General features: G+C 31.6%; 1 protein-coding gene. It reads right to left on the bottom strand.

All coding sequences use genetic code 11. The features are described from left to right. Positions 1–488 precede the first annotated feature (488 nt). Positions 489–975 (bottom strand): hypothetical protein (locus AC3ASS_RS14355; RefSeq protein ID WP_488284168.1); only part of this gene is annotated, 487 nt, incomplete at its 5' end.

Here is a 975-nt window from a genome sequence, read left to right as displayed (position 1 = left end):
TTTGGATAAATATAAAGCTATATCACACAATGGAGAAATTCTTCTTGAAGATTTTAGACCCTATATAAACAAAAAGAGAGCAATTCTAGGGCTATTCATTTTTAAGGATTGGATTCGTAAACCAAGCTACATATATAGCACCATCCAACCTTAAGAGGTTACCACTTATCTTTTGATTGATAGTATTGACAGAAAATTCCTATTTAAGTTTTTTCATCCACCCTTACATTTTCCTCTCTAGGGTATGGCGAAAATTCTTAACTGCTATGGAACAAATATCAGAGTCAGTCCTTAATCATTGAAAAGTTTTATACTGAATTTTGCCCTGTGCAAAATAATTTAATTTCTTTTTGTGGTAAAGTTAAATGCATAAATAAAATCAAAAAAACATGAAGATACAGTCTTCTAAAAGCGACAAAGTCATTCAATAAAGGCATATCTACATCAAATTCCATGGTAAAAATGAGGAACTTCATCTAGAATTATACCTAGGTTAATGAATTTTTATTTACTATGAACCTTGGTTCGTAATCACAAATAATTTCTAGTACCCCATCATTGTGCATATAAAGATGATGTTCAGCGTTTGGGAATGTCCTGGTACTTATTGATCCTAAACTATCGTACCAAGCTATATAATCGGAATTTACCATTTTAAAGAACACAAATACTTTTTTTGGTAAGTTGGTTTCTTTTTTATAAGCATCATCAACAAGCTTGGCTAAATCTGTCCTCCCAATTTCAGCCGTATTCCGATAAGCCCACACCCAATCAGATAATTGAGATTTCTCATCGTATATTACTTTAACTTCCGTACCTTGAAAATCTTTTAAAACAATAATTAATCCTTGACTGCCATAAGATAATGACATGTTAGGGATACCACTTAAAACATTCTTAATGGGGTTCCATACTTGTAGAATTCTATTATCCATGTGAACACGCTCCTTTAAATCTAATGTTTTGTGTAACAAT

Source organism: Bacillus sp. JST-5 (assembly GCF_057747715.1).
Note: the sequence above shows the minus strand (reverse complement) of the source record. Positions and strands in the feature narration are given on the sequence as shown.